This window comes from Microvirga sp. VF16 (genome assembly GCF_016864375.1).
In the GTDB taxonomy this organism is placed as follows: domain Bacteria; phylum Pseudomonadota; class Alphaproteobacteria; order Rhizobiales; family Beijerinckiaceae; genus Microvirga.
In genome coordinates this window covers 158587-179970 of the sequence record NZ_CP069358.1, presented here as the reverse complement: position 1 = coordinate 179970, position 21384 = coordinate 158587, and the positions used below count along the sequence as shown (strand labels likewise).

Annotated in this window: 17 protein-coding genes and 1 pseudogene; 9 read left to right on the top strand and 9 right to left on the bottom strand. The window is 62.4% G+C overall.

From position 1 onward, the window contains the following. Positions 1 to 87 precede the first annotated feature (87 nt). Positions 88 to 387, bottom strand: a complete 300-nt coding sequence (locus JO965_RS43750) for a hypothetical protein (RefSeq protein WP_203447829.1) — start codon at positions 385 to 387, stop codon at positions 88 to 90. A gap of 417 nt (positions 388 to 804) precedes the next feature. On the opposite strand from JO965_RS43750, the gene JO965_RS43745 reads away from it, so the two are divergent. The 6 genes and pseudogenes from JO965_RS43745 to JO965_RS48745 form a co-directional block, all read left to right on the top strand. After that, positions 805 to 1281, top strand: coding sequence for a formate dehydrogenase subunit gamma (locus JO965_RS43745; RefSeq protein WP_203447828.1), 477 nt, complete (start codon positions 805 to 807; stop codon positions 1279 to 1281). Then, a complete protein-coding gene (locus JO965_RS43740) occupies positions 1278 to 2834 on the top strand; it encodes an NADH-quinone oxidoreductase subunit NuoF (RefSeq protein WP_203447827.1) in 1557 nt (518 codons plus the stop codon). Before JO965_RS43745 ends, JO965_RS43740 begins: the two co-directional genes overlap by 4 nt. Positions 2835 to 2846: 12 nt before the next feature. Continuing rightward, the gene (fdhF, locus tag JO965_RS43735) at positions 2847 to 5690 is read left to right on the top strand and encodes a formate dehydrogenase subunit alpha (protein ID WP_203447826.1); all 2844 of its coding nucleotides are present in this window, start codon (positions 2847 to 2849) and stop codon (positions 5688 to 5690) included. After that, positions 5677 to 6519, top strand: coding sequence for a formate dehydrogenase accessory sulfurtransferase FdhD (fdhD, locus tag JO965_RS43730; protein ID WP_203447825.1), 843 nt, complete (start codon positions 5677 to 5679; stop codon positions 6517 to 6519). The genes fdhF and fdhD overlap by 14 nt, the downstream gene beginning before the upstream one ends. Further along, entirely contained in the window at positions 6516 to 6764 is a 249-nt protein-coding gene (locus tag JO965_RS43725; RefSeq protein ID WP_203447824.1) for a formate dehydrogenase subunit delta, read from the top strand. The genes fdhD and JO965_RS43725 overlap by 4 nt, the downstream gene beginning before the upstream one ends. Before the next feature lie 19 nt (positions 6765 to 6783). Beyond that, positions 6784 to 6934: pseudogene (locus JO965_RS48745) on the top strand (IS6 family transposase); the annotation flags it as partial. Between the two features lie 155 nt (positions 6935 to 7089). Here the strand turns inward: JO965_RS48745 and JO965_RS43720 are convergent. The 5 genes from JO965_RS43720 to JO965_RS43700 form a co-directional block, all read right to left on the bottom strand. Beyond that, positions 7090 to 8226: an IS1182 family transposase gene (locus JO965_RS43720; protein WP_203447823.1), complete on the bottom strand. Its 1137-nt coding sequence runs from the start codon at positions 8224 to 8226 to the stop codon at positions 7090 to 7092. A 425-nt stretch (positions 8227 to 8651) separates the two neighbouring features. After that, positions 8652 to 9740 (bottom strand): AbrB family transcriptional regulator, encoded by a 1089-nt coding sequence (locus JO965_RS43715; RefSeq protein WP_203447822.1) that lies wholly within the window; start codon positions 9738 to 9740, stop codon positions 8652 to 8654. Positions 9741 to 9982: 242 nt separating this feature from the next. Further along, positions 9983 to 10642, bottom strand: a complete 660-nt coding sequence (locus JO965_RS43710; protein ID WP_203447821.1) for a TerC family protein — start codon at positions 10640 to 10642, stop codon at positions 9983 to 9985. Positions 10643 to 10675: 33 nt separating this feature from the next. Then, positions 10676 to 13378 carry a CoA-binding protein gene (locus JO965_RS43705; RefSeq protein ID WP_203447820.1) on the bottom strand — a complete coding sequence of 901 codons (2703 nt, stop codon included), beginning with the start codon at positions 13376 to 13378 and terminating at the stop codon, positions 10676 to 10678. A gap of 35 nt (positions 13379 to 13413) precedes the next feature. Beyond that, positions 13414 to 14700, bottom strand: coding sequence for an ATP citrate lyase citrate-binding domain-containing protein (locus JO965_RS43700; protein WP_203447819.1), 1287 nt, complete (start codon positions 14698 to 14700; stop codon positions 13414 to 13416). Between the two features lie 219 nt (positions 14701 to 14919). Between JO965_RS43700 and JO965_RS43695 the strand changes: the two genes are divergently transcribed. The 3 genes from JO965_RS43695 (at position 14920) to JO965_RS43685 (ending at position 18073) form a co-directional block, all read left to right on the top strand. Beyond that, positions 14920 to 15585, top strand: a complete 666-nt coding sequence (locus JO965_RS43695) for a response regulator transcription factor (RefSeq protein WP_203447818.1) — start codon at positions 14920 to 14922, stop codon at positions 15583 to 15585. After that, positions 15582 to 16985 carry a sensor histidine kinase gene (locus JO965_RS43690; RefSeq protein WP_203447817.1) on the top strand — a complete coding sequence of 468 codons (1404 nt, stop codon included), beginning with the start codon at positions 15582 to 15584 and terminating at the stop codon, positions 16983 to 16985. The genes JO965_RS43695 and JO965_RS43690 overlap by 4 nt, the downstream gene beginning before the upstream one ends. Before the next feature lie 149 nt (positions 16986 to 17134). Further along, a complete protein-coding gene (locus JO965_RS43685) occupies positions 17135 to 18073 on the top strand; it encodes an ABC transporter substrate-binding protein (RefSeq protein ID WP_246777312.1) in 939 nt (312 codons plus the stop codon). A 17-nt stretch (positions 18074 to 18090) separates the two neighbouring features. Here the strand turns inward: JO965_RS43685 and JO965_RS43680 are convergent, their stop codons facing one another. The 3 genes from JO965_RS43680 to JO965_RS43670 all read right to left on the bottom strand — a co-directional run bounded on the left by JO965_RS43680 (position 18091) and on the right by JO965_RS43670 (position 20579). Beyond that, complete coding sequence (locus JO965_RS43680) at positions 18091 to 18468, bottom strand: acyl-CoA thioesterase (protein ID WP_203447906.1); 378 nt, start codon at positions 18466 to 18468, stop codon at positions 18091 to 18093. Positions 18469 to 18570: 102 nt separating this feature from the next. Then, positions 18571 to 20070 carry a tripartite tricarboxylate transporter permease gene (locus JO965_RS43675; protein WP_203447816.1) on the bottom strand — a complete coding sequence of 500 codons (1500 nt, stop codon included), beginning with the start codon at positions 20068 to 20070 and terminating at the stop codon, positions 18571 to 18573. A gap of 8 nt (positions 20071 to 20078) precedes the next feature. After that, positions 20079 to 20579, bottom strand: a complete 501-nt coding sequence (locus tag JO965_RS43670) for a tripartite tricarboxylate transporter TctB family protein (protein ID WP_246777311.1) — start codon at positions 20577 to 20579, stop codon at positions 20079 to 20081. Between the last annotated feature and the right edge of the window lie 805 nt (positions 20580 to 21384).

The window sequence follows — 21384 nt, the reverse complement described above, 5'->3', positions numbered from 1 at the left end:
CTCAAGTCACCTTAAGGCAGCCGAGCGAGCCTTCCAGATCCGCCCAGCCGTCCGACGGGAATCCATCGATCACCTTGGAGAGCACTGTCAGGACACGATAGCCGTCCCGGGCCATCGTCTCGGCCGCCTGGAGGGCTCGGCCTGATCAGAGCCATGGCACAACGGGATCAGAACCTCCGCCGCGCCTTTCCCGTGAACGTGGTGGTCGTCGCCATGGCGGTTCACGCTCGTGGCGTATCGGCGATCGGCAGCAAACGGGATCTCGGCCATGCGGGGAGCACTGCGCCGGAGCTGCGGCACGTCGAGAGCCACCTTGACCGCGAGCACCAGGAAGGCAAGATCGACGCTATCCCCGGTCGTCCCCGCCTCTCCCCAAGGCAGGGTCAAGGCTCGCGTCATTGCACAGCGTGCCGGAGCGGCCGAGAACATCAATGGCCTGTCTGGCTGCATCCGAGGCCGGCATGCTGCCTTGGTTGAACCCGTCCGTCAGCTCGAAGCCTTCGCCGCTCACTGCGACGGTGCCATGCGCCGGCAGCCAGACGCGTTTGGCCGTGAGGCGTTAAGCGTGGGTACTGACAAGTGGCCGGCGCTGAGGCTCTCCGGATCCGTCTCCGTCCATTCCTTGCACACGGTTGGAGCGCGTAGCCCTGCGCGGTACGTGCTCACTGCTGAGGGTCTTGAGAGCACCTGACCCTGACCGGACCTTAGGTCGGCGGTTTGAAGCTCTGCCACGGCACGAGATTTATTGCGTATCGCAGCAAATTCCAGCAACCTGATCCAGCTAGAGGAATTCCAGGGGAGAACATGCGCAAGCCTCTGCCATGGAATGAGACCCGCGCGAGCGAGATCATCGCGGCGCATGCCTCGCTTGAGGGCGCCGCCCTGCCGATCCTCCATGCGCTCCAGGATGAGTTCGGATGCATCCCGGAGGAGGCAGAGCCCCTCGTGGCATCAGCGCTCAACATCTCCCGCGCCGAGGTCCGTGGGATCGTGACTTTCTACCACGACTTCCGCCGTGAGCCCGCTGGCCGGCATGTGCTGAAGCTTTGCCGGGCGGAGTCCTGCCAGTCCATGGGCGGGGCCCGGATTGCGCAGGATTTTCTTTCCCGTCTCGGCCTCTCCTGGGGCGAAACCACCTCGGACGGTGCCCTGACCGTTGAGGGCGTCTACTGCCTCGGCCTGTGCGCTTGTTCTCCGTCCGCTCTCTACGATGGCGAGCCACTGGGGCGGCTCAGTCCGGACACGCTCGACACCTTGGCGCGGGAGGCGCGAGGGTCATGAGCAGGATTTTCATCTCCCAGGATGCCGCATCGCTGGCGCTCGGCGCCTCCCGCATTGCAAGCGAAGTCGCCAAGGAAGCGGAGCGCCGCCACCTGCCATTGGAGATGGTCTCGACGGGATCTCGCGGGCTGTTCTGGCTCGAGCCTCTTGTCGAAGTCGAGGCCTCGGATGGGCGGATTGCCTACGGGCCACTCCAGGTTTCGGACATTGCCGGCCTCTTCGACGCCGGCTTCCTGGCGGGCGGAGCCCATGAGCGCCGCATCGGCCGTCTTGAAGATCAGCCTTATCTCTCGCGCCAGACGCGGCTGGCCTTCGCCCGCTGTGGCCTTGTCGATCCGCTGTCGCTCGAAGACTACCGTTCCCATGGTGGGCATGCGGGCCTGCAGCGCGCGCTCTCACTTGAGCCTCAAACCATCGTCGATGAGGTGAAGCTCTCCGGCCTGCGCGGGCGCGGCGGGGCCGGTTTCCCGACGGGCATCAAGTGGGACACGGTGCTTCACGCAGAGGCCGGCCCGAAATACGTAGTCTGCAACGCGGACGAAGGCGACAGCGGCACCTTCGCTGACCGCATGCTCATGGAAGGGGATCCCTTCTCCCTGATCGAGGGGATGACGATCGCCGGGCTCGCCGTGGGAGCCACGAAGGGCTTCATTTATATCCGTTCCGAATATCCCCACGCTTATCGCACCATGGCGCGGGCGATCGAGATCGCCACGAACGCGGGCTGCCTCGGGGCGTCCGTTCTCGGTTCCGGCCGCGCGTTCTCGATCGAAGTGCGGCTGGGGGCGGGGGCCTATATCTGCGGCGAGGAAACGTCGCTTCTCGAAAGTCTGGAGGGCAAGCGCGGCATGGTGCGGGCAAAGCCTCCCTTGCCGGCGCTGAAGGGACTGTTCGGAAAGCCAACGGTTGTCAACAACGTCATCTCCCTGGCGACGGTGCCCTGGATCATCGCTCATGCAGCACAGGCCTATGCGAATATTGGCATGGGGCGCTCGCGCGGAACCCTTCCGGTGCAGTTGGCCGGCAATGTGAAACGCGCTGGGCTGATCGAGCTGGGCTTCGGGACGACGCTGCGCACCATCATTGAGGAGTTTGGCGGCGGCACGGCCTCCGGCAGGTCCATCCGGGCGGTCCAGGTTGGCGGTCCGCTCGGCGCCTATTTCCCTGAGAGCATGCTGGACATTCCGCTCGACTATGAGGCCTTCGCCGCAGCCAATGGCCTTCTGGGGCATGGCGGCATCGTCGTGTTCGACGACAGCGTAGACCTGGCGCAGCAGGCCCGCTTCGCCTTCGAGTTCTGTGCGGCGGAAAGTTGCGGCAAGTGCACGCCCTGCCGCATCGGTGCAGTGCGTGGCGTTGAGGTCATGGATCGGATCATTGCCGGCGAGGAGCGGGAGAAGAATTTCACGGTTCTCGACGATCTTTGCCGCCTCATGACCGATGCCTCGCTCTGCGCCATGGGCGGCCTGACACCGACCCCCGTGATGAGTGCGCTCACCCACTTTCCTGAGGATTTCGACAAGGCTCCGCGCATGCCCGCGGCGGCGGAGTGAGGAGCGACGACGATGGCTCTGATCGAAGAAGTCGACCACGGCACGCCGATCCCGACGACGGCTCAGTCGGTTTCCCTGAACATCGACGGCCAGACGGTGAGCGTGCCTGCCGGCACCTCTGTCATGGCGGCCGCTATGATGATGGGGACCGAGATTCCAAAACTTTGCGCCACCGATTCCTTGGAGGCTTTCGGGTCGTGCCGACTCTGTCTCGTGGAGATCGAGGGACGGCGCGGAACACCCGCCTCCTGCACGACCCCGGTTGAGGAAGGCATGGTGGTCCATACCCAAACCGAGCGGCTTGCGGCCCTTCGGCGGGGTGTCATGGAACTCTATATCTCCGACCACCCTCTCGATTGTCTGACCTGCTCCGCCAACGGCGACTGCGAATTGCAGGACATGGCGGGCGCTGTCGGCCTGCGCGAGGTCCGCTACGGCTACGCGGGCGAGAACCACCTCGATGCTCCCAACGACACGTCCAACCCATATTTCACCTTCGAGGACGCCAAATGCATCGTCTGCTCGCGCTGCGTGCGGGCCTGCGAGGAGGTGCAGGGCACCTTCGCTCTGACGATCGAGACCCGGGGCTTCGCCTCGCGCGTGTCGCCGGGCGGCCTCGATTTCTTCGGCTCGGAGTGCGTGTCCTGCGGGGCCTGCGTCCAGGCCTGCCCGACGGCGGCGTTGAACGAGAACAGCGTCATCGAGATGGGCTTGCCCGAACATTCGGTGATCACGACCTGCGCCTATTGCGGCGTCGGCTGCTCGTTCAAGGCGGAGATGAAGGGCAATACGGTTGTGCGCATGGTGCCCTATAAGCATGGCAAGGCCAATGAGGGCCATTCCTGCGTCAAGGGCCGCTTCGCCTGGGGCTATGCCACGCACAAGGACCGTATCACCAAGCCGATGATCCGCGAGAGGATCACCGATCCCTGGCGCGAGGTCTCATGGGACGAGGCGATCACTTATGCCGCGAGCAAGTTCAAGCGCATCCAGGCTACCTATGGCCGCGACTCTATCGGCGGCATCACATCCTCGCGCTGCACCAACGAGGAGACGTTCTTGGTCCAGAAGCTGGTGCGGGCCGCCTTCGGCAACAACAATGTCGATACCTGCGCCCGCGTCTGCCACTCGCCAACCGGCTACGGTCTAAAGTCAACACTCGGCACATCGGCCGGCACCCAGGACTTCGCCTCCGTCGATCAGGCGGACGTCATCATGGTCATCGGAGCCAATATCACCGAGGCCCATCCGGTCTTCGCGTCACGCATGAAAAGACGCCTGCGGGAGGGAGCGCGGCTCATCGTGGCCGATCCACGGCGGGTTGATCTGGTCAAGTCGGCTCATGTGAAGGCGAACTATTATCTGCCTCTGAAACCAGGAACCAACGTCGCGCTCATTAACGCAATGGCCCATGTCATTGTGACCGAGGGGCTGATGAACGAGGACTATGTCCGCGAGCGCTGCGACCTGAACGATTTCGACGTCTGGGCCCGCTTCATCGCCGATGAGCGCCACTCTCCCGAAGCCGTGGAGGATCTGACCGGCGTGCCGGCGGCGGACGTGCGGGGCGCCGCCCGTCTTTATGCCACCGGCGGCAATGCGGCGATCTATTATGGCCTTGGCGTCACCGAGCACAGCCAGGGCTCGACCATGGTCATGGGCATGGCGAATCTGGCCATGGCCACCGGCAATATCGGTCGTCCCGGCGTCGGCATCAATCCGCTCCGGGGCCAGAATAACGTCCAGGGCTCCTGCGACATGGGCTCCTTCCCGCACGAGTTCTCCGGCTATCGGCACGTCTCGGACGATGCGACGCGGCAGATGTTCGAGGCATTCTGGGGTGTGCCGTTGCAGAACGGGCCGGGGCTGCGCATCCCGAATATGGTGGACGAAGCTGTCGCGGGAACCTTCAAGGGTCTCTACGTTCAGGGTGAAGACATCGCCCAGTCCGATCCCGACACGCAGCATGTGACCGCTGGCCTAACGGCGATGGAATGCGTGGTGGTGCAGGACATCTTCCTGAATGAGACCGCCAAGTACGCCCATGTGTTCCTGCCGGGATCCTCCTTCCTGGAGAAGGACGGCACCTTCACCAATGCGGAGCGGCGGATCAACCGCGTGCGGAAGGTCATGCCGGCGCTCGCAGGCATGGCCGACTGGGAAGTCACGATGGCGCTTTCCAATGCTCTCGGATACTCTATGCACTACTCGCACCCGAGCGAGATCATGGACGAGATTGCTCGCCTCACGCCCACCTTTGCCGGCGTGTCCTACAAGAAACTAGACGAACTCGGCTCGGTGCAATGGCCCTGCAACGACGCGGCCCCGACAGGTACACCTGTGATGCATGTCGACCGTTTTGTGCGCGGCAAGGGCAAGTTCATGCTGACCGAGTTCGTGCCGACCGAGGAGCGCACGGGACCGCGCTTTCCGCTGATCCTCACCACAGGACGCATCCTGTCGCAATACAATGTCGGCGCTCAGACGAGGCGCACCGAGAACAGCCTCTGGCACGACGAAGATATTCTGGAGATTCACCCCTTCGACGCCGAAAGCCGAGGCATCCGCGATGGCGATCTGGTTTCGCTCGAGAGCCGTTCGGGCGAGATCTCGCTCCGCGCCAGCATCAGCGAGCGCGTGCAGCCGGGCATCGTCTACACGACCTTCCATCACGCCAAGACCGGCGCTAATGTCGTCACGACCGACTATTCCGATTGGGCGACGAACTGTCCGGAATACAAGGTGACGGCCGTGCAGGTCCGCCGGACGAACCGACTCTCCGATTGGCAGGAGAGGCACGATGCGGACAGTCAGACCCTGACTCGGGTCGAGGCCGGCCTCCATGCCGCTGAATAGGACACCGTTGACGGCTCCCGCCGCGTTGGAGACTCCCGCCGCGATCATCCCGTTCGGGGACCACGAGGTGTTACTGGCAAGCCGAATGGTTCCTGTCGAGGTGCCGGTCAACATCGTCTATAGTGGCATTCCCTTCGCCGTCATGATGATGACCCCATCTGATCTTGAGGACTTTGCGGTCGGCTTCAGCCTCACCGAAGGCGTCATCGACAAGCCTGCCGATGTCCGCTCGATCCGCCTGGCGACCGAAGAGCGTGGGATCCGGCTTGAGGTCGATCTCATGGCTGACCGCCTGCATTGGCATCTCGCCCGAAGGCGAGCTATGGCCGGGCGCACGGGATGCGGTGTGTGCGGCATTGACGATCTGGAGGCTCTGCCAAAGGCGCGCTCGCCTGCGGGCTCGGCACCAACCGTATCGGTTCAAGCCATCAGGGCGGCCCTCGACGGGCTTCGGGGCAAGCAACCGTTGAACTGCCTCACAGGAGCCATGCATGCGGCGGCCTGGGCCGATCTCGATGGGACAATTGCGATGGCGCGTGAGGATGTCGGACGCCACAATGCCCTCGATAAACTCATCGGCGCCCTCTGCCGGGAAGGAGGTCAACCGGAACAGGGATTCGTAATTGTGACCAGCCGCTGTTCCTTCGAGTTGGTCGAGAAAGCGGCATCCTTCGGTGCAAGAACGCTCGTCGCGATCTCCGCCCCGACATCCCTCGCGCTGGAACGAGCGCGGTTGCATGACATCACGCTGATCGGCATCGCGCGGCAGGACACGATGACAGTCTTTCATGGACTTGAGCGGGTCCGCGGGCAGGAAGTCGTGGCATGAGCACCGAGAAGCTGATTCGCATGGCGAACCAGATCGCAGCCTTCTTCCGATCATACCCGGAGGAGGAGGCTGTAGCCGGAATCCGAAATCACCTCATGGCCTTTTGGACCCCTCGCATGCGGGGTGCCATTGCAACCTACGCCGGTCAGGAAGGTGACAAGCTGGACCCTCTTGTTCTCAAAGCAGTGCAGCCATTTCGGATGCAAGAGGGCATTGTCACGGGAACGGCTGACGGATCGGGTTGATGCGCGGTAGGGTAGGGGGATGCGGCCCATCTCCTATGCTCATCACCAATTCCCGTCAGAGATTATCCGGCAGGCTGTCTGGCTCTACCTGCAATTCACATTGAGCTATAGATACTATGGAGGAGCTGCTGGCCGAGCGGGGCCTCGACGTCTCCCACGTGACGATCCGCGACGTGTGAGAAAACCCCTTTGGCAGGCCAGGTGGCGTCCCTTCACAGTGGTCACTCCTCCACGATGTCTGTGAGCGGAGGAGCAGTCGTTATGCAGGAGATCTACTCGGTAAGGGGCCCAGCTTGGGACGTCAGCACCTGCCGATTTGCCTTCTTCAGGCTATGTGTGCTCCAAAACGCGGCCGCCACCGCAGTCGGATCCACTGCTGGACATTGTAGGTCAATACTGCCCAGAGCGCCTCGGTGCCAACCTTCGCTAACCCACGCACGTGAAAGCGACGGAGATCGAGCTTCTCCTTCAGCCATGCATCGACCAGTTCTGCCACGCGTCCGCGCTCACGCAGCAAGGTCCGTGTTTCTGGACTTGCTTGACGAGCCCGGAAGGCGCTCACCACCGGATCCTCATGCGTGACCACGATCGACCGCCCGTAAGTGCGATTGCCAGAGCAGCACTGCCGGCGGCTGGGACAGACCCGACAATCAGTTTTGCTGGCCTGGTAGCGCACCAGCCTTCGTCCCGGCCGGTCATGACCGTCGCGGGCCGTCAGACGCTTACCTTCCGGGCAAGTGTACGTATCCGAAGTCGGATCGTACTGGAATTTGTCAGGCAGAAAAGCATCGGTCACGCCCACCCGCGCAAACCGCTGCTGGACCCGGCCATCGGTCTCAACCCACGGGCCGATCAGTTCGACATCCTTCTCGTGCGCCGCAAGGATGTTCTCGCGACTGGTATAGCCGGCATCCACCACCATCTGATCAGGTGTCTGGCCCAGTCGCTCTTCGATCTGGTCGACAGCAGGAGCAAGGTATTCGTAATCGGGGGCCGCTTGACCGACATCCAAACCAACTGCGATGCCATGAGCAGCATCGGTCGAGATCTGGACGTTGTAGCTCAAGGCGTAGTGACCATCACCGTGACGCATGATCCGCGCCTCCGGATCGGTTGCGCTGACCCCAATCTGTCGCGGCCTGGCACGCGCATAGCCCGGGCGCTTGGCCTGGCTGATCTGCTGAACATTGGCCAAGGCCTGCTCGAGGCGCTCAAGCCTCTCCCGCCGGGCTCGCTCGCGAGCGGCGGTCTGCCGGGGTGTTTGCTCTTCGCGGCGGGGATCGCCCATAGCAGCGACATGCTCCCGAGCTGCGGCCAGATGCTTCCTGATCTGCTCCTCTTGTTTGAACGAGCTCGGTCCGGCCTGCGCGGTGATCTTCGTGCCGTCATGCATGACAGTCTGCAGGGTGATGAGCCCCTCCGCACTCAAGATCCCGAGTACCTGCGTGAACACCTCATTCAAGGCATCGTGATGGGTGTCGCTTTGCCCCTAAAGGCGAGATAAGGAACTCAACAAAATCAAGGGCAATCCTTTGCCGCTAAATGTGAGATTTTGCCTATAAAATCGAGATTTTTCCCCCTAAAAGTGAGACAGCGGTTATAGGGGCGTGCGGCTGGCTGCGATGGAGATGAAACGGGACCTGACAGAGTTCGCCAAGGTCGCCTTGCTCCGGACCTATCACAAGGGAGCCCGTTTGCTCGCCACCGTCGATCGTATCGCGCGCCAGATACAGCTCCGCGTTTACACGCAGGGATCAAAGAGCAGCGAACAAACCTGATCGGCATCTCGCCTTTAAGGGCAAAGAATGTCGCTTTTCGACACCCAACGCGACGAATCTCAAAGTTAAAGGCAAAGTGACAGCAGGATGAACAAAGACGCCATCGGCTTCATGGCAAGAGACTACCATTTCCTTTTGACCCGCCCACTCTTCTGGCGAGAAACCGTGCCAGGCTTGGACCGGTGAGGAGAACCACCAGAAAACGGGCCGTTTGCATGGCCATGACGAAAGGCAGATTGACCGTACTTGAGGCTGCAATGATCGCGACAGAGTCGAGACCACCCGGGCTCATGGCCAAATAAGCCGTTAGCGGATCCACGCCCACCAAGTACACCAGGCCGGCAGCGAACAGACCACAGACCGCGATCAGGGTTAAGGTTGAAGCAATGACACGCGAGAGCGCCCGGGCTGCGTGAGCAAGGATCGAGCGTGTGAAACGCAAGCCTATGCTCCAACCAATGAGAGCGTAACTCATCGCCAGGAGCCATGGCGGCAGTTCGATTGTCATCACTCCGGTGTCCTGTAGCAGGATACCGAGGCAGAGCGGCACCAGCAGCGGACCAGCCGGAATACGAAGACGGTGGCCGAGCATGGTACCAGCACCAGCCAGCGCGAGTGTCTCGGCAAATGACCTCCAGGCGATCCCTGGGAACCAGACGACCTCTGGCATTGGAGCGCCTGAGCCAGCAAACCAGAAGCGCGACACGAGAGACGCCACCACTGCCACGCAGAGCACACGGGTGTACTGCATAAAGGCAACAAGCCGAATATCCGCCCCATAGGCCTCGGCCATCAGCGTCATGGCTGAAGCTCCACCGGGTGACGAGCCCCAGACAGCCGTGGTGCCTGGCAGAACATGCCAGCGTGTCAGCAGCCAGCCCAAAGTTGCTGCCGCCGCTATGACTGACGCAACCCCCAGGAGGAAAATGGGCCAATGGCGACCGATCTCGGCGAAGATCGAGAGCGGAACACTCCGCGCGATCATGCAGCCCAACACCCCCTGTGCAAGAAAGAAAAGGATGGGTGGTAACCGCACCGACCCGTTTGCCGTCGCGAGGACAATGGCAGCGATCATGGGGCCGAGAAGTAGCGCTGCCGGGAGATGCAACAGCTCTAAGATCGAGCCGAACAGGGCAGAGAGGCCGAGCAGGACCACCCATTGAAGGCTGATGGTGCTGCCGAGCGGTCGAATGAGCAATGAACGATCTTTCTGCAACACAGCTACACTGGCGTGACTGCGAGAACTTGTGGTTAGTCCAGAAATCTAAGTGGCCTAGCTTAGAAGTGGGGAATGCCGACTATGAGTCGAGAGAGCGCTTTGAGCCACCGGATTGGTGATCCAGCGAGCCATGCTTCGATGTCTTGCACCGCTTCCATGAAATAGGTCCGGTAGTTCTCTTCCAAGACAGATTGGCTGTCGCACAAGCTAAGGCACCGGCATCATCCGCCGTTGACCATAGGCCAGACTTCCAAAGCGCCGCGGTAGATCATCTCGACGGCCACGTAGAGGATGACGGCCAGACCCACATAGGCGATCCAGTGGTGCCTCTGGAGCAGGCGGGCGATGAAGCTGGCGGCAACACCCATCAGGGCGATCGACAGGCCCAGACCGAAGACAAGGATGACCGGGTGCTCCTGCGCAGCGCCTGCCACCGCCAGCACGTTGTCGAGCGACATGGACACGTCGGCGAGCACGATCTGCCAGGCCGCCTGTCCGAACGTCTTTCTCGGAGCATGTTCGGCGATCAGCCCGTCCTGGTCGAGGTCGCGATCCTCCAGCGCCTCCTCGGCTTCCAGATCCTTCTCGGCATGTCCCGCCCGCAGCTCGCGCCACATCTTCCAGCACACCCAGAGCAGCAGGATGCCGCCGGCCAGCAGCAGGCCGACGATCTGGAGAAGCTGGGTGGTGAGAAGCGCAAACACGATGCGCAGGACTGTGGCGGCGATGATGCCGATCAGGATGGCCTTGTTGCGCTGCTCCTTGGGCAGTCCGGCGGCCGCCAGGCCGATCACCACGGCATTGTCCCCGGCCAACACCAGGTCGATCATGATCACCTGGAGGAAGGCCGACAGGGCCTCAGCCGTCAGAAGCTCACTCATTCCCGGTCCTTCCTGTCATCCTCTCAGCCACGGTCAGGATACGTACTGGCACTTCGATGCCGCCGTCCGGGTGTCCATGTTCCGGCCGCGGTTCAGGTGGTCGTCGATCTCGGCCGCGCAGCCGAGCATGCGGGCATAGAGGAAGAGCGTGAACGCGCTCGTCTCGAGGCTCTCCTTGCTCAGAGCCCCCTCGCGGTAGGGCTGCCACAGCATCTTCAGCAGCAGGGCCGCGATCACCGCATCGATGTTGACGCAGTAGACGTTGCGGGACACGCCAGTCTCGTACAGGGCCTTGACCAGTTCCTGGTAGTACGCGTGGAAGACGTTGTACTCCTCGCGCCGCTCAAACAGCTCCCGCACGAAGACCTCACGCGGATCGTGGTTCACGGGCTTGTCCTTGAACACCGGGTGGTTCACGCCCGGGATCTTCCGGATGTCGAGGCTGCCGGCCGTCTTCTTGCTCGCTTTGTAGGTGGCGTACTCGGCCGCATAGCGGTGGGCCAGCGCCGGCAGGTCGATGCCGTGATCCGGATCCCCCGGGTCGGCCAGATCGACGTCCTGGAACTGCTCGATCAGGAAGGCGATGCCTTCGTAGCCGTTGCCGCCATGGGCATAGCCGGAGTGGGTCAGGAAGCCGATCAGTGCCTTGTTGAGCTGCACCCGCTCGGGCGTCTCAGGACCGTCGGCCGAGACTGCACCCTTGGCGCCCTGAGCCGAGATGGTGCCAGGCCCGTTCGAGAGCAGCAAACCGACCAGTGTCTGGAAGGCAAACAGGTTGTCGGGAGAGGGCTCGGTGCCGACCAGGGCCGCGAACGCGACTTCGGTCAAGGAGCGGGACCCGATGACCTCCTCATTGGGAATATGACCGAAGGCATCTTCCCGATGCTGGCTGGCATCGGCCGAAGCGCCAATCAGGACGCCGAACAGCCGCAGCCACCAGGGCAGGGTCTCGACCGTCAGCAACGAGATGCGCTTACGCATCAACGGCTCCCACGCCAGCGTCGTGGCCACCGCGGCCAGAACGGCATCGGCTGATGGATGGCCGTTGAGCGTGCGCAGGTAACGCACGAACACCGACTTCACGCCACGGGCCTGCAGGCCGTCAAGCAGGGCTTCGGCCTTGGCGTCGGGGTGATCGGACACGAACAGACCTGCAGCGCCATCGAACTGCACCGAGCTCAGGTCGAAGCTCTCGTCGACGGCGCTCCGCAATCCAGCCTCTGCAAAGTGTTTGACCAGGGCCCGCACGGCCTGGCGTGCCTGGTCGGCAGACCTCGGGCCGAGGATGGTGCAGGCTGCCGCCAGGACCGTGTTGGGAGCATTACCTGCCTCCCGTGCCGCCTGGGCAGCGGCCAGAGCAGGCGTGCCGAACAGGTTGATCTCGGCTCCCACGGCAGCATTGACCAGCTCCCGGTCCTTCTCACTGCCAGGCTCCCGCAGGAGGGACAAGCAGATGTTGGACTCCACCGGAAACTGGGCGGCGTCCAGCATCGATGTGCCGTGCAGGGCCGTGATCTGGGTCTTCGGATCCATCTGCGAGGCGCCGGAGGCATCCTTCATCGCTTGCCGCGGAAACACAGCCCCGATCTGCCGGTTCAGGTGCTCGATCTGCTGGTCGTAGGGGCTTGCCGCCGTGACCACCGGCAGATCAAGCTCCGGCGGCAGCACGATACCCTGGCTTGAGCCGAACCACGGCTTGAGGGCTAGGCTGCCCTCTGGCTCGAAGTCGGGCCGGGCGGCATTGGCCTGCATCACGGCGGTGAGGGCCAGCGGGATATGGGCGATGTTCGTCACCACCGCGCCTTTGGACGAGAAGACCGGGTTTTCCGGCGTGAAGATGTCGTCGACGCCGAACTTGGCCATGAACCACTGTTCCTTGGCCTCTGCATCGTCGTGGCCGCCCGCCATGGCGCCGGCATGGCCGACCGCGCGGGTGAGCTTCGACTTCCAGCGCCCGACCACGCAGGCTACCACCGGCTTGGTGAAGTTGGCGTCGAGCTCGTAGTAGCCACCTGGCTCCGCATAGAGCACAGCGGCCTTGGTGCGGGCGTCGTTGGCCAGCGCAAAGGCGAACTCCGGGGCGGCGTAGTGGATGTACACGTCCTTGCCGCTCGAGATCAGCGTGGTGGTGCCCCAGCCGGCCATGCGCAGGTACGTGGCGATCGTGGTGGTGAAGTTGCCCGAGTTCGAGAAGATCGCGATCGAGCCCTTGCGCAGGGCCTCGGCCGGACTGTCGCCGCCCAAAGCTCCGCCGATGCGGACCTGGTTCCAGGCGTCGGCCACCCCGAGGCTGTTGCCGCCGAAGATGTCGATCCCGTTCTGCTGGCCCATGGCCCGGATCTCGCGCGAGTCGTGCACGGAGAGCTTCTCGGTGACGATGAAGATTTTCTTGAGCTCGGGGTTGACCCGGATCAGCTCGGCGACGCCGTCGCGGGCGCCGGAAGGCGGCAGGTAGATCACACCGCAGTTGAAGCGGTGCCCCGCCTCGAGCCCTTCGCGGACGTTGTTGTAGACCGGCACGTTCCCGACCGGCGTCTCCAGGACTTGGCCGCTGCGGCCTGGCGAGGTGCCGAACACCACGTTGCCGCCCGAGTAGGCATGCCCCACCGGGGTGACATCGCTGGACTCGCCGCCCAGGATGTTGAGCACGCAGACCCGATCATTGCGGGTGGCGATCTGGTCGAGGGAGCTGATGCCCACATGGTACTTGAAGCTGCCGACGCCCTGCTTGAACATTGTGTCTCCTCCAATCTATTCGTGCGTGGGCCGGCTCAGGCAGCAGCCGCCACCGGGATGCGCAGCTTCGCCGCGACCTCATCGCGTCCGCCGGCCTTCATCCAGGCATCCGCGGCACGGGCATGGTTGATGACCTCGCTCATGTCGGAGTCGAAGCCGAACAGCCGATAGGGAACACCGAGCGCCTCGAGCGTGTCGCGCAGGGCGCCCATGCCACGAATGAGGTTGGGCCCGCCGCGACCCGCAACGACGTAGAGGGGTGTCGGGCCATGCTGGCCGAAGTGCTCGCGCAGGGCATCGGCCATGGCGCGGAAGGTCTCGAAGATGTCGGTGTTGTTCGACTTGCCGCCGATGATGAACAGCACGTTCGACTGCTTGAGCCAGTGCTTGAAGCAGATCCGAGCCACCTCCTTCATCTTGGCGTACGGAGGGTTGCCCCCGAAGTCAGACGAGATGATCGCGTCGTCGCCCAGCATTTGGGTGACGAGGGAGTTGGCGCCGCCGCCGAAGGTGGGTGCCAGGATGGTGCCCTGCGGGTTGATGACATAGACGTCGCTCTGGCCCTGGTAGGTGCGAAGCTGGTTGATCTCCAGCTCGAAGTCCGAGTAGTCGACCGCGAACAGGTGGTTGGGCAGGTTGAGCCGCTCCCAGCGCGGGTCGTCCCGGTCGAAGCCGCACTTGAAGTCACAGGCCACCGGGGTCAGGCGCCCGTTCCGGTCCGGGCGCATGCGGATCGGGTTCAGCTCGAGCGTCGTCATGCCGAAGTTGTGGTAGAGCTCCCACAGCTTGGGCAATTGCTGGACGAGAGGGGAGATGATCTGCTTGGGGGCGTTGAGCTCCGAGAGGGCGTTGGCGACCACGAAAGCCTTGAGGCCGGTCAGCGCGTCGAAGGGGATCTGGGCCACGAGGCTCTTGTCGACCTCCTCGATGTCCATGCCGCCATGGTGGGTTAGGGTCATAGTGGGCGCTCGGAAACGGGTCGAGTCCGAGATCGAGAAGTAGACCTCGTGCTCGGCCGGCACGGCACCCTCGAAGGTCACCCCATTGGCCTTAGCCACCGTGGCGCCGACCCGATGCTCGACGAAGTAGAGCCGCTCCTTCTCCGCGAGAGCGGTCTTCAGGTCCGAGGCGCGGCCGAGGAGGCCGGCCTTGCCCTTCTTGCCGACGCCGCCCTTGAACACCGGCTTGATGAACACGCTGCCGCAGCGGTCGATGAGGGCCCGGATCTCCTCCTCGCTGGCGTCAGGGCCGAGCACCTCCGAGGTCGGGAACCCGGCGAACTGAAGCAGCTTGGCTCCGTGGAGCATGCCTGTAATCTGCATTTCATCCTACCTTAGACGGTTGCTCTTGCTCATGGAGGGTCATCGCCGATGGACCAGTTCCCTCGTTAGCCTGTTACAGCCCCGCTTGGCGGCTCATCGTTGGAGCACTTCGGGCGGCCTGTCGGGCGGAACGCACTCGCCTCTTGGCGGCCTCATGCGAGTTGCGTACCCTGTGAACCTGTCATCAACCTGACAGCCGGGAGTTGGTGAGGGACGGAGATGCGGATCCTGCTCGTGGAAGATACCGAGGACGTCGGGGAGGCGATCGTCGCCCGGTTCGAGCGGATCGGCCACACGGTTGATTGGGAGAAGGACGGGGGCGTGGCCGACGAGGTTCTGGAGGTCCAGGCCTATGATCTTCTGATCCTCGATGTGAACCTGCCGGCGCTCGACGGCTTCACAATCCTCAAACGCCTCAGGCAGCGAAAATCGAAAACCCCGGTTCTTGTCCTCACAGCCCGGTCGCAGGTCGACGACCGGGTCGACGCGCTCGATCTCGGGGCGGACGATTACCTGGTGAAGCCGTTCGACTACCGTGAGCTGGAGGCGAGGGCGCGAGCACTCCTCCGGCGCAGTGCTGGCGAGTCCACCAATCAGCTGGTCTGCGGGCAGGTGACCGTCGACCGGGGCTCACGAGCCGTGAGGATCAATGGCACTCCCATCGATCTGACCCGCCGGGAACTGACGCTGCTCGAGATCCTGGCGGCACGGCCGGGCCGGATCTTCGGCAAGGACGAACTTGTCGATCAGCTGTTCGGGTTTGATGACGAGCCCAGCCCGAATGCCGTGGAACAGTATGTCGCCCGGTTGCGAAAGAAACTGGCTGGGTCTGGCGCGGAAATCCGGACATTGCGGGGGCTTGGCTACCAGATCGTATGCCAATGATCAGATCAGGCCCTTCCCTCTACTCCCGCATCATTCTGGTCATTGCCCTTATCTTCGGTGCCGGATCGATCGTGCTGGGAACAGCCGCATGGTTCTATGCCCGAGTTGCGGCTGATGATGCCTATGATCGTCTTTTGGTGGGAGCCGCCCTCCAGATCGCGGAGAGTATCTATGCTCAAGAGGGTACGGTTTCGGTTGATCCTCCGTTTTCCGCGTTCGAAACGCTCTCGCTGTCGGCCAATGATCGCATCTTCTACAAGGTCGTCGCCCCACGCGGAGTTGTTCTAACCGGATACGATGATCTGATCCCTGCAGGATCTTCAGCTGAAACACGAACACCGGTGATCTTCGACGGTGAATACCGGGGTTTCCCCGTCAGGATCGCCACTGTCGGACGCCTCGTCTCGGATCCTGCGACACCGGGATGGGCTCAGGTTGTGGTTGCACAAACCCGTGAGGCTCGTACCAGTCTGGCACGAGATCTGACTTTCAAGGCTTTGCTGCTGGTGTTCGCTATGACCAGCCTTGCCTTCATGGCTGTCCTGTTTGCCGTCCGACGAGCTCTAGCTCCCCTGACACGTGTGGAGCGCGAACTGCGGTCACGGGATCCCAAGGATCTGACTCCGCTCGACCTTGAGATCCCGCGCGAGATCCAGACGCTCGTCACCACCATCAATCGTTTCATGGATCGGCTCTCCGGCCGCATTGCCCTGATGCAACGGTTCATTGCCGATGCCGCTCATCAGATCCGAACGCCTCTGGCAGGATTGGCATCCCAGGTCGATCTCCTCACCGAGGAGTCCAGGCCGGAGCGACGGGAGCAGCAACTCTCCCGGGTCAAGGAACGAACCGCCGAATTGGGGCGCCTGACGAACCAGCTTCTCAACCATGCCATGATTATTCATCGGGCGGAGGTTGCGGAGTTTGACACCATGGATCTGGCCGCCCTTGCCCGTCAGACCCTGATCAGCGCCGTGCCTCTCTCGCTCGATCGCGACGTCGACATCTCCTTCAGTGATCCGCAAGAACCGGTGCTCATCAGGGGCGACGCGGTCAGCTTGCGTGAAGCGCTATCGAACCTGATCCACAACGCCTTGAAGCATGGCGCCGAGACACGTCTGGAGGTTCGGGTTCTTACGGATGGGGATGCTGCTGTCGTCGAGGTTGTTGATGACGGGCCGGGGATTCCGGTTCCGGAATGGCAGCGGGTCCGGGAGCCATTTCATACAAAAAGTACGACTGGTTCCGGCCTGGGCCTCTCGATTGCTGGGGATGTCGTTCGGGCACATGGAGGCGAGCTTCGCTTTCGCAAGCGCTCCGATGATGGATTTGCAGTCATCATGCGCTTCAAGAGACACTATGAGACTCCCATGCCGATCGAGAGCGGAGATGCATCTTGATCAGGGGATTCAAGGCAGCATTGGCTGTAGCTGGCTTTTTGACCAGTCTTTCCATTCACATGGTAGAGGCTGCCGAGAAAGCCGTCTTTTCTGCTCCAAGCGAACAGCAAACAGTCCTGTCAGTTCATGGTGCGACGGACCTTTCCGCCATGGAGCCTTTGATCCGGGACTTTCAGGTGCTCGCACCAAATGTGACGATCGAATACAGTGAGTACGTTACCAATGATCTGTTCGATCAGGCATCAAAGGAATGCAATGCGAAGCAAGGGACCATGGATCTGGTCCTCTCGTCGTCCGTTGATCAGCTGGTTAAACTCGTCAATGACGGCTGTGGCACGAGTTATCGCTCGCCTCTGACCCTTCAGCTGCCATCCTGGACACGCTGGCGCGACGAGATCTTCGGCTTTACGTTCGAACCGGCTGTCATCGTGTTCAACCGCGACCTCGTTCCTCCGGAAGACGTACCGCGCACACGGGTGGAACTTCTCAATCTGCTTCGATCAAAGCCCGAAAAGTACAATGGGAAGATCGGGTCTTACGATATTGCCCAGTCGGGGATCGGCTATCTCTTTGCCTCCTATGATGCTCGAGGCACGGCCATCTTCGGGCGTCTTCTTGAGGCATTCGGACGGGCCGACTTGGTCATGCGGTGCTGTAGCAGCGATCTCCTGGCTGATCTCTCTGCCGGGCGCCTGGCCATCGGGTACAATCTGATCGGGTCCTATGCTGTCGGAGCTCAGAGACGTGGAGCCCACATAGGGATCGTCATTCCCCGGGACTACACCGTTGTTCTCAGCCGGGCGGCCTTCATCCCGCGCTCGTCCAGGAACCCTGCAATTGCCTTTCGATTGTTGGATTACCTGCTCTCCGATCGAGGCCAGAAGAAAAGCCGTGAAGCCTCGTTCTTCTTCAGCTTTGAGGGGACCCTTCCGGAGGAGGTGGACGGACCGCTCTGGTTGGGCACATCCGGACTTCTGCGGCCGATCACCATCGGGCCGGAACTGCTTGCTGTCCAAGATCGCGCCAAGCGCCAGCGTCTTTTGGGTGAATGGCGCCGTTCGACACAACCTGAAAGTGACATACCGTAAATCGCCCCCAGGTTTCATCAGGTCGGCGGGATAGGACGTGGACGGGAGCCGCTATCGATCGCCACGAAAGTAAAGACTGCCTCTGTCACCTTGACCTGCTCGTCGCCATCACGGGAGCGGCGCCAGGCCTCAACCTTGAACTTCATCGAGGTCCGACCAACCGACATCAGATCCGCGTAGACGGAAACCTCGTCTCCGACATGCACCGGACTGTGAAAGGTCATACCGTCGACTGCCACCGTCACGCATCGGCCGCGTGCCCGTCGTGCTGCGGCATTGCCCGCGGCGAGATCCATCTGCGACATCAGCCAGCCGCCAAAGATGTCGCCGGCCGGGTTCGTGTCGGAGGGCATTGCAATCGTCCGGATCACGGCCTCACGGACTGTCGACGTCATATCTTCCACGGGCTTGACCTCCTGCATTCCAGACGCTTCCGATCGTGACACGACCCAAACAGGATCCCCGGCTCCTGGGGAGTCGGGGATGTGACCTTTAGATCAGTCTTCGACCGCCTTAAAGCGCCCAAGTCCCTTGAGAACGAAGGGGGCCACGAGAGCGATCAACGCGATGACGAGGAGCGTCGCCGAAATCGGGCTCTGGAGCAGTACCATCGGGTCGCCGAGGCTGATCGAGAGGGCACGTCTGAGTTGGCTCTCGGCTACAGGACCCAGGATCAAGCCGACGACGACCGGAGCGATGGGGAAGTCGAACCGCCGCATCAGGAAACCGAGCACGCCGAAGATCGTCAGCATGATGAGCTCCACCGGCGACGGATTGGCCGCGATGGTGCCCATGGTGGCGAAGACCAGAATGCCCGCATAGAGCCAGGGCTGCGGAATCTTCAGGAGACGGACCCAGAGGCCGACCAGCGGCAGATTCAGCACCAGCAGCATGACGTTGGCGATGAACAGGCTGGCGATCAGGCCCCAGACCAGTTTCGGCTGGTCGGCGAAGAGCAGCGGACCTGGGTTGAGGCCGTATTGCTGGAAGCCCGCCAGCATCATGGCCGCCGTGGCCGAGGTGGGGAGGCCGAGCGTCAGCAGGGGCACGAGGGTGCCGGCGGCCGCCGCATTGTTGGCCGCTTCGGGGCCTGCCACGCCCTCAATGGCGCCCTTGCCGAATTCCTCCGGATGATTCGTCAGACGCTTCTCGGTCGAATAGGACAGGAAGGTCGGAATCTCTGCGCCACCGGCCGGAAGCGCACCGATGGGGAAGCCGAAGGCGGTTCCGCGCAGCCAGGGCTTCCACGAACGCTTCCAGTCCTCCTTTGTCATCCAGAGAGAGCCTCGGACGGCCTCGAGCTTCTCCTCGTGAACGTGGCGGCGGGAGGCCACATAGAGCGCCTCGCCCACAGCGAAGAGACCGACCGCCAGGGTCGTCACCTCGATGTTGTCGTAGAGCTCCGGCACGCCGAAGCTCAGGCGCGACTGGCCCGAGAGAATGTCGATGCCCACAAGCCCGAGCATCAGGCCGATGAAGAGGCTGGTAAGGCCTCGGACCGGAGAATCGCCAAAGGTGGCCGAGACGGTGACGAAGGCGACGACCATTAAGGCGAAGTAGTCTTCGGGGCCGAAGCTGACGGCGATGTCCACGAGATAGGGCGCCAGGAAGGTAAGACCGAGCGTGGCGATCGTGCCGGCCACGAAGGAGCCGACGGCAGCAGTGGCGAGCGCGGGACCGCCACGGCCGGACTTGGCCATCAGGTTGCCTTCGAGCGCGGTCGCCATGGAGGCGCTTTCACCCGGCGTGTTGATCAGGATGGCGGTGGTCGAGCCCCCATACATGCCGCCGTAATAGATGCCCGCGAACATGATGATCGAGCCCGTAGGATCGAGCTTGAAGGTGATCGGCAGGAGCAGCGCCACGGTGAGCGCCGGACCGATGCCAGGCAGAACGCCGACTGCCGTGCCGAGAAGGACGCCGATGAGCGCGAACAGCAGGCTCATCGGCTGGACCGCCACGGACAAACCGTGGGCAAGGGACATAAAGGCTTCCATGACAGGCCTCACAACAGACGTTCAAGCGGCCCGGCCGGAAGGGACAGGGCCAGGAGCTTGGCGAAGAGCAGGTAAACGACGACGGCGATCACGGCGCCGATCAGGAGATCGGTTAGGAATGCGCGACGACCGAAGGCCGCTGAGGTCGTGGCGAACAGGATCGCCGTACCGATCATGAAGCCGCCGCCAATGGCGATGAGGATGATCAGGCAGGCGAGCCCACCGAGGATCAGGGCAATCGGCTTCCAGTCGAGGCTGTCCCGGCGCGGGAGATCACCCCTGAAGGCGCTGATCCCGTTGCCGACCGCCAGAAGGGCAAGCCCGGACGAGACGATCACGGGCATGGCTTTCGGGCCGACATCATAGGGGGACAGAAGCTGGAGCTTGGTCATGTCCCACCAGACCAGGCCGGCCAGGGCCAGGAGAATGAGAGCGATGGCGAGGCCCGCGATGTCGATGTGCACGCGGGGCTGTGCTCCGGGCATCGTTATCTGCTGTACGTCTGACATTGGCATCTCCCTGACATCACAAGATCCGAGCGGGCGCTAAGGCTGAAGTGGCGAAAGGGACCGTCGCAGCAACGATCGATGCCTGTGACAGGCTCGGGCGGAAGTTGATCATGGGTCATCCTCCCAGGATGGCTGAGGTTCTCACCGGCTGCTTTGTGCAGTCGCGGGCAACGACCTATGGGATGAACCTGACAGCAACCTGACTAACTTCCGGGACAGGCAGCGCAGGCAAATGCAGGCAGCGCACAGGTTTGGCAGGATTCTCTGATGCGAGAGCCGGATCCGTCTTCGCAGGAAGGGCCCGATCAGACGGGGAGATCTTCAACCGCACTATCGTTGATACCGGGATCTACTTGTGCCTGCAGACTCGGCGGACGACACGAGCGAACGTTTCTGCCCGCAAGGCGCTCTTCAGCGACAAGCTTATAGCTTCCAACAACCTGCGCGGTCCTCGGGCTGTGCCTGAACGGCCAAGCTTTGATGAACCGATTGGGGTTCTGTTCTGCCGGCTTGTCGTCTCCTCGAGCCGTGCCGCGGTGACCGAGTCAAAGAAGCGTTGGATCGGAATGGCTGTATTCCGCCTGATGCCGGCGAGGACTTCGTCCACATCGTCGTCGGTCTGCTTCATCGGTTCACCTGACAATCCTGGAGCTGGATGGGTGCCCGAGCGCTTCCTTGAGCGTATGACCCGCTTGTCGGGTTCTCTTAATAAACAAAAGGCTTAGACCGATCATCGAATGCTTGGTGATCGGGCCAGAACGTCGCCCGTCTTGAAGCTACGACATATGCAACCTGGAGCTGGAGG

Excerpts from the sequence above, each read along its gene's own strand:
- JO965_RS43745 (WP_203447828.1), top strand. The coding sequence starts at position 805 with ATGCGCAAGCCTCTGCCATGGAATGAGACCCGCGCGAGCGAGATCATC.
- JO965_RS43740 (WP_203447827.1), top strand. The coding sequence starts at position 1,278 with ATGAGCAGGATTTTCATCTCCCAGGATGCCGCATCGCTGGCGCTCGGC.
- fdhF (WP_203447826.1), top strand. The coding sequence starts at position 2,847 with ATGGCTCTGATCGAAGAAGTCGACCACGGCACGCCGATCCCGACGACG.
- fdhD (WP_203447825.1), top strand. The coding sequence starts at position 5,677 with ATGCCGCTGAATAGGACACCGTTGACGGCTCCCGCCGCGTTGGAGACT.
- JO965_RS43725 (WP_203447824.1), top strand. The coding sequence starts at position 6,516 with ATGAGCACCGAGAAGCTGATTCGCATGGCGAACCAGATCGCAGCCTTC.
- JO965_RS43710 (WP_203447821.1), bottom strand. The coding sequence starts at position 10,642 with ATGAGTGAGCTTCTGACGGCTGAGGCCCTGTCGGCCTTCCTCCAGGTG.
- JO965_RS43705 (WP_203447820.1), bottom strand. The coding sequence starts at position 13,378 with ATGTTCAAGCAGGGCGTCGGCAGCTTCAAGTACCATGTGGGCATCAGC.
- JO965_RS43700 (WP_203447819.1), bottom strand. The coding sequence starts at position 14,700 with ATGCAGATTACAGGCATGCTCCACGGAGCCAAGCTGCTTCAGTTCGCC.
- JO965_RS43695 (WP_203447818.1), top strand. The coding sequence starts at position 14,920 with ATGCGGATCCTGCTCGTGGAAGATACCGAGGACGTCGGGGAGGCGATC.
- JO965_RS43690 (WP_203447817.1), top strand. The coding sequence starts at position 15,582 with ATGATCAGATCAGGCCCTTCCCTCTACTCCCGCATCATTCTGGTCATT.
- JO965_RS43685 (WP_246777312.1), top strand. The coding sequence starts at position 17,135 with ATGGAGCCTTTGATCCGGGACTTTCAGGTGCTCGCACCAAATGTGACG.
- JO965_RS43680 (WP_203447906.1), bottom strand. The coding sequence starts at position 18,468 with ATGACGTCGACAGTCCGTGAGGCCGTGATCCGGACGATTGCAATGCCC.
- JO965_RS43675 (WP_203447816.1), bottom strand. The coding sequence starts at position 20,070 with ATGGAAGCCTTTATGTCCCTTGCCCACGGTTTGTCCGTGGCGGTCCAG.
- JO965_RS43670 (WP_246777311.1), bottom strand. The coding sequence starts at position 20,579 with ATGTCAGACGTACAGCAGATAACGATGCCCGGAGCACAGCCCCGCGTG.